Origin of the sequence: Exiguobacterium sp. SL-9 (assembly GCF_004336985.1) — a bacterium.
In the GTDB taxonomy this organism is placed as follows: domain Bacteria; phylum Bacillota; class Bacilli; order Exiguobacteriales; family Exiguobacteriaceae; genus Exiguobacterium.
Map to the genome: position 1 here is coordinate 112076 of NZ_SJUO01000006.1, position 9841 is coordinate 121916.

7 protein-coding genes, 1 rRNA gene and 2 riboswitches are annotated in these 9841 nt (G+C 50.4%); of the genes, 7 read left to right on the forward strand and 1 reads right to left on the reverse strand.

The annotated features are described in order from the left end of the window. The first annotated feature begins 180 nt into the window (after window positions 1-180). The 6 genes from EVJ34_RS14180 (at window position 181) to EVJ34_RS14205 (ending at window position 8534) form a co-directional block, all read left to right on the forward strand. Window positions 181-786, forward strand: coding sequence for a flavin reductase family protein (locus EVJ34_RS14180; protein ID WP_131486047.1), 606 nt, complete (start codon window positions 181-183; stop codon window positions 784-786). 173 nt (window positions 787-959) lie between these two features. After that, window positions 960-1913, forward strand: a complete 954-nt coding sequence (locus tag EVJ34_RS14185) for an AAA family ATPase (protein WP_131486048.1) — start codon at window positions 960-962, stop codon at window positions 1911-1913. Next, the gene (locus EVJ34_RS14190; protein WP_131436965.1) at window positions 1910-2977 is read left to right on the forward strand and encodes a DUF58 domain-containing protein; all 1068 of its coding nucleotides are present in this window, start codon (window positions 1910-1912) and stop codon (window positions 2975-2977) included. The genes EVJ34_RS14185 and EVJ34_RS14190 overlap by 4 nt, the downstream gene beginning before the upstream one ends. Beyond that, a complete protein-coding gene (locus tag EVJ34_RS14195; protein ID WP_131486049.1) occupies window positions 2974-5070 on the forward strand; it encodes a transglutaminase domain-containing protein in 2097 nt (698 codons plus the stop codon). Before EVJ34_RS14190 ends, EVJ34_RS14195 begins: the two co-directional genes overlap by 4 nt. 39 nt (window positions 5071-5109) lie before the next feature. Beyond that, window positions 5110-5210, forward strand: a riboswitch (purine riboswitch). A gap of 111 nt (window positions 5211-5321) precedes the next feature. After that, on the forward strand, window positions 5322-6845 hold the full coding sequence (gene guaA / locus EVJ34_RS14200; protein ID WP_131436984.1) for a glutamine-hydrolyzing GMP synthase: 1524 nt from the start codon (window positions 5322-5324) through the stop codon (window positions 6843-6845). Between the two features lie 137 nt (window positions 6846-6982). Next, window positions 6983-7084, forward strand: a riboswitch (purine riboswitch). An 88-nt stretch (window positions 7085-7172) separates the two neighbouring features. Next, window positions 7173-8534 carry an NCS2 family permease gene (locus tag EVJ34_RS14205; RefSeq protein ID WP_131486050.1) on the forward strand — a complete coding sequence of 454 codons (1362 nt, stop codon included), beginning with the start codon at window positions 7173-7175 and terminating at the stop codon, window positions 8532-8534. 20 nt (window positions 8535-8554) lie between these two features. On the opposite strand, the gene EVJ34_RS14210 is transcribed toward EVJ34_RS14205, so the two are convergent. Continuing rightward, window positions 8555-9388 (reverse strand): VanW family protein, encoded by an 834-nt coding sequence (locus EVJ34_RS14210; protein ID WP_131436971.1) that lies wholly within the window; start codon window positions 9386-9388, stop codon window positions 8555-8557. Between the two features lie 347 nt (window positions 9389-9735). Here EVJ34_RS14210 and EVJ34_RS14215 point away from each other — a divergent pair. Next, window positions 9736-9841, forward strand: a 16S ribosomal RNA gene (locus tag EVJ34_RS14215); the annotation flags it as partial.

Genomic DNA, 9841 nt, shown 5'->3' on the forward strand with positions numbered 1-9841 from the left:
CAGATGAACACCGAACTGCTCACGTGATGTATCATCAAGGATTCTCTGTTTAAATGTCATATCTAGACCGATATACCCCGTATTTTATCATCCTACACATTCCGATATGTTTAAGTTTGACACAGTCGTCGTGAACGAGATAATTTGAACCTATAGTCGAATCTAAAGGAGTGCTACCGCATGCTATCGATTGAACCCTCAGCTTTAACCGAACGGGACGCTTATAAATTTTTGATTGGGAGTGTCGTTCCGCGCCCGATCGCATTTGTCACGACCCGTAACGGCGAGACGGTCAACGCCGCGCCGTTCAGTTATTTCAACATCGTGGCTTCTGAACCACCGCTCCTGTCCGTATCGATTCAACGGAAAAATGGTGTCATGAAAGACACGGCCCGTAATGCGGTCGCGACCGAAGAACTCGTCATCCATATCGTGGACGAGACGAACGTGGCTCTCGTGAACGAGACAGCCGCCAATCTCGGACCCGAGGAAAGTGAACTCGAGCGGACGACATTCACACTCGTGTCGAGTGACGTCATTGAAACGCCCGGGGTGAAAGAAGCCAAAATTCGGATGGAGTGTAAACTTCATCATCACGTTCCCATCGAACATGATGGCATGGTGACCGCCGATTTATTGATTGCCCGCGTCGTCCGTTTTCACATCGATCCGACGCTCTATCAGGCCGGCCGCATCGATGCGGAGCAACTGGCGCCGGTCAGTCGCCTCGCCGGTAATTTTTATGCGACACTCGGGGATACTTTTGAAATCGAACGACCGAAATAAATGCAATGGCGCCTGCTCAAATCAGAGACAAGGCGCCTTTTTTCGGGTAAAGAATGGAAAACCGATTGGCGTGATGGTTTTCTTTCACACGAGCGCTTGAATATGTCACAATAAAATCAGAACATTCAATTTTCGAACGCGTCAGCGATTAGAGAAAAAAAGGGGAGTCGGCTATGTCCTATCGTCCAGCCATTCAATCGATCATCAATGCCATTGAGACGGTGATCGTCGGGAAAGAAGATGTCATCGCAAAAAGTTTGACTGCTTTGCTTGCCGGAGGTCACGTCTTGTTAGAAGATGTTCCGGGTGTCGGGAAAACGATGCTCGTTCGTACGTTCAGTCGCGCCATCGATTTGGATTTCAAACGTGTCCAGTTCACACCGGACATGTTGCCGTCCGATTTGACGGGGATTTCGATGTACAACCAAAAAACGAAAGAGTTCGAATACCGCCCGGGACCATTGATGGGAAACATCGTTTTGGCTGATGAGATCAACCGGACTTCTCCGAAAACACAGTCAGCGCTTCTTGAGGCGATGGCGGAGCGCAGCGTGACGGTCGACGGGGAAGTGAAGATTTTACCGTCCCCGTTCTTCGTTATGGCGACGCAAAACCCGATTGAGCATGAAGGGACATATCCGCTCCCGGAAGCCCAACTCGACCGCTTCCTGCTTAAAATCGAGATGGGCTATCCATCGTTCAATGAAGAAATTTCCCTGTTGACCCGCTTCGAAAAGGCGGAACCGCTCGAGGCGCTACAAAGCGTGATCACGAAACACGAAGTCGAGCAGATGCAACGGGAAGTGCGTGAAGTGCACGTCTCGAGTGCTGTCAAACAGTATATCGTGCGCTTGATTCATGAATCGCGCAACGACCCGAATACGTATCTCGGAGGCAGCCCGCGTGCGACTCTCGCCTTGATGAAGGCATCGCAAGCGTGGGCGTATATCCATAATCGTGATTTCGTTTTGCCGGATGATGTGAAGGCGCTCGCCGGCAGTGTGCTCGGTCATCGCATCTTGCTGACGGCAGAAGCGCGTTATAAAGGAAAGACGGCCGAACAACTCGTCAAAGGCTGGCTCGACTCGTTGCCAGTACCGATGGATCGTGAGGTCAAAGAAGTATGAAAAATTGGATGAAGCTGTTCCTTGTTTGGGCGGCGGCATTCGGTCTTTACGCATTTGCCCGGATTGAAGGAAGTATTGTCGCCTCGACGCTGTGGTGGTCATTTTTTGTCTTGGCTGCGTACTGGACCATCTTTATGATTTATCCGGTCACGGCGGCCAACGTCTCGCGTCGGGTCACGACAAAACGACTCGTCTCGGGACAGACGATGGACGTACAACTGCAAGTGGAGCGCAAGTACCCGTTTCTCGTCGGGATCGTCACATTAGAAGAGACGCCGCCGCCGCGTCTCGCAACGTCGACGAACGTCATCATTACTCCGGTCGACCGCTTCTTTCGGCGGACAGAGACGGTTCATTATGAGATTGAGCAGATTCACCGAGGCATTCATGTATTTGATCGGACGGTCCTTCACGTGCGTGACGTGTTCGGTCTTTTTGATCGCAAACGCACGTTGCGACTCGAGACGGTCGTTGAAGTGTCCCCGGCGGAACTTCCGTTCGACTTGCCGCGTGACGAGCAAGTCGGAGGGCGTGGGGAACAGTATCGTCGTACGCGAACGTATACCGAGGTCGCGAATACGACGAGCGGTGTCCGGGAATATGCGGCCGGTGACCGCATCGGTCGGATTGATTGGAAGGCATCGGCTCGTCGAGGCAACTTGATGACAAAAACGTTCGACCAAGAGCAAGAGAAGAAACTGTCGCTCGTCTTTGTCCCGTCGACAACGGCAGGCCATGAAGAAGCGTTCGAGCGCTCCTTGTCGCTCCTCGTCGGTGCGATCCGACAGCTCGAACGGAAAAACCTGCCGTTCGAACTGTACGTCATCGAAGAGCAGGTTCGTCTGTTCCATTTGCCGGACCAAAGCGCCGAGGTCGGCCATTACTTGCTGACGGCAACTCCGGAACCGGAAGGGCGCCTCGTCGAACGAGTGAAACGCAACCTGCCGCAAGAGGTGGGGAACTTGATTTTGATTAGCCCGCTCGAGACGAAATGGGTGCGTGAGATGATGAACGAGACGCAAGGAAGCTATCACCTGTATACGGCGAACGAGGTGACGACATGACGATGTGGGTGAAACGGATTGTCTATACGGCGCTTGCCGCCTACTTATTGTCATTTTGGGTCGAGCCGATTGTCGGAAGCACGACGTTCGACGTCAACTGGCCGTTCTTGTTCTTGCTTATTGTGCCGATGTTTGCGAGTTTGTTGCCTTGGTATGGCTTTATTGGCGTAGTCGTTGTCAACTTCTTTATCGTCTTGTACGTGTACCACGGGAGTATCCTCGATTGGTTCGGCCTCTGGTTAGAAGATTTAAGTGGGGTACTGAGCGGGGCTTTACCGGAGGAAGCGATTTTCTTCTCAGCGATGGCGCTCATCGGTGTCTTATTCGCCATTTTGGTCGGACGAACATATCCGAGCTATGGCTTCGTCCTCGGGATGATCGTCTCGACGCTAGGACTGATGGCGTATTTTGACACGTGGACGCTTTATGACGGGGAAGGCAAGATTTTATTCGCGATTTTAGCATCGCTCCTATTACTCTTCGTCACCGACCTAGCGAAGCGACCGAGCAAGTCGCTCGTGCGCTATGTCAGCATCGCGCTCCTCGCGTCAGTCGTCTTGGCGCTCGCGAGCGTATCGCCGACGATTGAAGGAGACTGGTCCGATCGGTTGACGACGAGCTTCCAAAACGCGGTGAACGATGAAGGATCAGGCAGCGGTCGTGTCGGTTATGGGGTGAACGATGAACAACTTGGTGGGCCGTTTGAGCAAGATGACGGCATCGTCTTCATCGCCCGTGGTGTACCGGCACGCTATTGGCGTATCGAAGCAAAAGAGATTTATACCGGGAAGGGCTGGGTCGAGTCCCCGGTCCTTGACTCGGATTATAATCGCGGGCAGCTCGTCGACCAAGCTGTGGATACGACACCGGAACAGGCGCTGCTCCGCTTTGACCGGCGCCAAACGTTCGTCCCGTATGGCGGGGAGTATCCACAAGCGACCGAAACGGAAAACGGAACCGAATTCCGGGTCGGGAATATCGAGGAGCCGTTCCCGAACGAGACGACTCATATCCGGCCGTCTGGAAAAATCGTGTTCGACAACGATGGCCAAACGACGCCTCAGACGATTCAACTTCGCTACAGCGTCCCTTCCTTCACGGAAGAGCAACTGGCGTTGAATGAATCGGTGACAACATTGACGGAAGAAGAGCGACAGGCGTACTTACAGTTACCGGACTCGCTTCCAGATCGGGTCCGAGACTTGTCGGCTGACATCACGGCCGACAGTGAAACGCCTTATGATCAAGCCCAAGCGGTCCAGGCCTACTTCCAATCCGGAGATTTTCAATACAATACGGAAGATGTGGCTGTCCCGGAAGGTGATACGGATTACGTCGATCAATTTTTGTTCGATACATTAATCGGGTACTGCGACAACTTCTCGACCTCGGCTGCTGTCCTTCTCCGGGCGAGCGGGGTACCGACGCGTTGGGTCAAAGGCTTTACGATGGGTGATGCGCGTGGGGTCATCCAAGGGGAAGAAGAGTACACTGTCCGAAACCGCCACGCCCACTCATGGATCGAATATTTCATTGAAGGCGCAGGATGGGTACCGCTCGAGGCAACCATCAGTTTCTCTGACGCCAACTTGCTTCAAATCGAGACGGAGGCCGACGCGAATGCAGAAGATCCAGCGACCAACGATCCACAGGCGTCGCAAGATGACGAGCCGACGAACCGTCCGCAAGAAGATTTGGCACTTGATGATGTCACGCCGGGAGAGGCGGCAACAGAGAATTGGAATATGCCGGTCTGGGGTTGGATGTTAATTGTGTTCACGGTCGCTGTTCTCGTATGGAACCGAAAAGCAATCGAACGTCTCGTCATGACGCTTTGGTGGACGCGTCGTCCGTTGAATGAGAACCGGCTCGTTGCCATGCATCGTTATCTAGTCAAACGGCTTCGCGGCGCAGGTTTCAAAGTCGATGGGCGGACGCCGTCGGAGCTCGCTGCCGAAGTGGATGCCTATTATGAATCGACCGAAATGACACGATTGACGCGTCTGTTCGAACAAAGCATTTATGCCGATCAAACTCCGAATTCTAAATATAAAGAATATTGGAAAATCATGATTCGTCGAATTATGAGTTGAAGTGGGCGAGTGCATACAGTAAGATAGACGCATTAGTTAGATAATTGAACAGCATTCCTTCGTATATACTCGCGAATTGGCGCGAGAGTCTCTACCGGACCACCGTAAATGGACCGACTATGAAGGAGCACGTTTCGTATACACAGAAAAGGGCGTGCTTCTTCTTCGGTTTCGTGAATCCGTGGGAGAGGCTCGCTCTTTTTTTGAGAAGAAGGCAGAAAGGTGGAGGTTTTGTGAAAGTAGAACAAGAGATGATTTTGGTGCTCGATTTTGGAGGCCAGTATAACCAGTTGATCACACGTCGTGTGCGTGACCTTGGCGTATATAGTGAGCTTCATTCTCACAAGATGACTGCTGCTGAGATTCGTGAACTCGCTCCGGCCGGGATTATTTTCTCTGGAGGACCGAACAGTGTTTATGCGGAAGGTGCTTACCGCTGTGACCCAGAAATTTTCGAACTTGGCATTCCAATTTTCGGGATCTGCTACGGCATGCAGCTCATGACGCATCACTTCGGTGGACGTGTCGAACGAGCCGCGCATCGCGAATACGGGAAAGCGACACTGTTCTCGACACCGGAAGCGTCGGCGCTCTACAAGGATCTCCCAGTGGAACATACCGTCTGGATGAGTCATGGCGACCTCGTCATGGAAGCCCCACCAGGATTTATCGTTGATGGGACGAACCCGTCTTGTCCGGTCGCTTCAATTAAAAACGATGATCTCAAAATGTATGGCGTGCAGTACCACCCTGAAGTGCGTCACTCGGAGTACGGAAATGACATTTTGAAGAATTTCATTTATGAAGTGTGTGGTGCCAAAGGTGAATGGTCGATGGAAAACTTCATCGATATCGAAGTCGAGAAGATTCGTGAAATTGTCGGTGACAAGCAAGTTCTTTGTGCCTTGTCAGGCGGGGTTGACTCGTCAGTCGTCGCGGCACTCGTTCATCGCGCGATCGGTGACCAGTTGACATGTATGTTCGTCGACCATGGCTTGCTTCGTAAAAATGAAGCGGACAGCGTCATGAAGACGTTCGCGGACGGCTTCAACATGAAAGTCATTAAGATTGACGCGCGTGATCGTTTCATGGCGAAACTCGCCGGCGTCTCAGATCCGGAACAAAAGCGTAAAATCATCGGCAACGAGTTCATCTATGTGTTTGACGAAGAAGCGTCGAAACTTGTGGACATGGACTTCCTTGCCCAAGGTACACTTTATACGGATATCATCGAGAGTGGGACGGATACGGCACAAACGATCAAGTCGCACCATAACGTCGGTGGACTTCCGGAAGATATGAACTTCACGTTGATCGAGCCGCTCAACACACTCTTCAAAGATGAAGTACGTGAGCTCGGGACTGAGCTCGGATTGCCAGACTATATCGTATGGCGTCAACCGTTCCCAGGTCCAGGTCTTGGGATCCGTGTCCTCGGCGAAATCACGGAAGAAAAACTCGAAATCGTGCGCGAATCAGACGCGATTTTGCGTGAAGAAGTAAAGAAAGCCGGTCTCGAACGTGACATTTGGCAGTACTTCACGGTTCTTACACCAATTCGTTCAGTCGGCGTCATGGGTGACGAGCGGACGTATGACTATGCGGTCGGTGTTCGTGCTGTCACATCGATTGATGGGATGACTTCAGATTGGGCCCGTATTCCATGGGACGTACTCGAGAAAATCTCGGTTCGTATCGTCAATGAAGTCAGTCACGTCAACCGTGTCCTGTACGACATCACATCGAAGCCACCAGCAACGATTGAGTGGGAATAAAAGGCAGAGGGGAGTAATCCCCTCTGTTTTTATGTGGAAAAACCGAACATTAAGCTTGTATATTTATTTAAAATCCGTTATTAGTGTTGACATTCACTTTTGACGTTGTTAAGATAAAAACGTTCTTATCATATCCGAACAATTAAAAATTATTTTGCCGTATAATATCGGGAATATGGCCCGAGAGTCTCTACGAAATCACCTTAAATGATTTCACTACGGCGAGACATAGATTGGGGACGTATGTCCCTATATGTTTCGCGTGGGGTCTCCGGTCATCGATCGGGGACCTTTTCTCGTTTTACGGCGAGCCAAGGAGGAAAACCAATGAGCACACAGCTCAAGCAAGAGCCGCAACATCAACCGTCAGAAAGCCGGATTGAACGTCACTTTCAGTTAAAAGAACTTGGAACGAACGTGAAAACCGAACTCGTCGCAGGATTTACGACATTCCTTGCGATGGCGTACATCTTATTCGTCAACCCGAACGTATTGGGTGCTGCTGGTATGGACATGGGAGCCGTTTTCGTGGCAACTGGTCTCGTCGCACTGATTGGATCGGTCACAATGGGGCTGTTCGCCAACTACCCGATTGCCATCGCGCCAGGCATGGGGCTTAACGCCTTCTTCGCCTACAGTGTCGTCATCGGCATGGGCATCCCTTGGCAGACGGCACTCTCGGGAGTGCTCGTCTCAGGATTGTTCTTTATTGCTTTGACACTCTCGGGTATTCGTGAAACGGTCGTCAATGCGATTCCGGCTCCGCTTAAAATGGCGGTTGCTGCAGGGATTGGTTTCTTCATCGCCTTCATCGGCTTAAAAAATGCAGGAATTGTCGTTGCGAACGAAGCGACGCTTGTTAGTCTCGGTTCGCTCGGAACAGGAACTACGCTCCTTGCGGTATTCGGTCTTGTTGTAAGTGCATTGCTAATGGCCCGAGACGTCAAAGGTGGCATTTTCATTGGGATGTTGTTGACAGCTATCGCGGGAATGATTTTTGGTCTCGTGCCGACACCGACTGCAATTTCAGATGTTGTATCGATGCCGCCGAGCATGTCTTCGACGTTCGGTCAAGCGTTCATTAACTTTGGTGATGTCTTCACACTTCAAATGCTTATCGTCATCTTGACGTTCTTCTTCATCGACTTCTTCGATACAGCCGGCACGCTCGTCGCGGTGGCGCGTCAAGCTGGGATCATGAAAGAAAACAAAGTGCCGCGTGCGAGTAAGGCGCTCATGGCTGATTCGACTGCGACGGTTGCAGGTGCGATTTTTGGTACATCGACAGCTACTTCATACGTGGAGTCTTCGGCGGGGGTTGCGGCTGGTGGTCGTACAGGGTTGACTGCTGTATTCGCAGGTTTGTTCTTCGGGTTGGCGTTGTTCTTCTCACCACTTTTAGCGGTTGTCACGGCACCGGTCACGGCACCGGCCTTGATTATTGTTGGTGTGTTGATGGCTTCAGCTCTCCTTGATATCGATTGGAAAAAAATCGAAATCGCGGTTCCGGCATTCTTAACGATTATCATGATGCCACTCACGTCGTCGATTGCGACGGGGATTGGGCTTGGGTTCATCTTGTATCCGCTCATGATGATTGCGAAAGGGAAGACAAAAGAGATTCACCCGATCATGTACGGGATGCTGGTCATCTTCTTAGCTTATTTTATGTTCTTGCCACACGCTTAATTAAACGAAGCCGACTCGGTTTATGAGTCGGCTTTTTTGTATGCGGTGTTTTCTGGCAAGAAGGGGTCGTACATGGTTAAAGCATGGTTTTCTGTGATGAATTCATTGCGGATGAACGTGCCGTCTTGTGAGAGGACGCTTCTGAATATTTGGTTATGACGAACGGTTCCGCCCCACCATTCACTCGTGAAATGATGATTTTCTTCATATATCTTATATTGGAAAGCTGGTGGAGTATTGGACCGCCATTGCCCTACGAGATAATCCTCCTCTATATATAGAAGGAGTTGAAACGTCTGTGCCGTCCGATTGGTGATTTGAAGGTCTAAATAATTGTAGGAACATGTGGCACCGCTCCCGAATGGTTGATCTCTTCGTGAATCGGGGAAGACATCATAACTGTGGCGATAACGCTCGGTCACTGTTAGGGGGCTATGGAGCGTGATCCAATAAATCAGGTTGGATAATTGGCATAGTCCGCCTCCGGTTCCGGTCGTGACCTTTCCGTAATGCAAAATCATTCCGTCCACATAGCCTTTCCGTTTTGTGGGTCGCCCGATTGTTTTCCAATACGAGAGCACTTCATTCGGAGAGACGATGATGCCGTTCAACTGTTTGATGGCGATGTTGAGATTGATGACTTTATTTTGTTGCATCTCAAGGTCAACGTCTCTCAATCTTCGGTAGAGTGGAGTGCGGTGCTCATGGACGAGGTGAGGCAGCGGTGTAGTGTTTTGTTGAGTCGTATAACGCTTCCCGTCCGTCATCCATTGAACCCGGCGTTTTAATGTATAATACTGTGTCCCTGACCAGATCCGCAGGTTTGATCGTTTCTTCGGTTTCAGTTGGAGCATCGATTAGTCACCTTCTTTAAGTAGAGTAATGAGGTATATTCGGTAAAAGGGAATAATACCCTCTTCAAACTCAAAACAAAGTGAAGTAAGGTGATTTAAAACTTTTTAAAGTTTTTTTAGAATAATGCTTGCCATGTTATAGAAGGGGATGCTATAGTTATCTCTGTTGCCAGCGATGCTTACAACTAAGTAAACAAAGTGGTTGACACGTAATAAAGATAAATGTTATTATCATTTAGTCGCTAAGAGCGGCAGACGAACTTTGAAAACTGAACGATGAGGCAAAAAAAGTTTTACAATTTTTGAATGAAGCGCAAGCTTCGTCATTTTAAAGAGCTATATCAAATTCTTTGGAGAGTTTGATCCTGGCTCAGGACGAACGCTGGCGGCGTGCCTAATACATGCAAGTCGAGCGCAGGAAATCATCCGAACCCTTCGGGGGGACGTTGATGG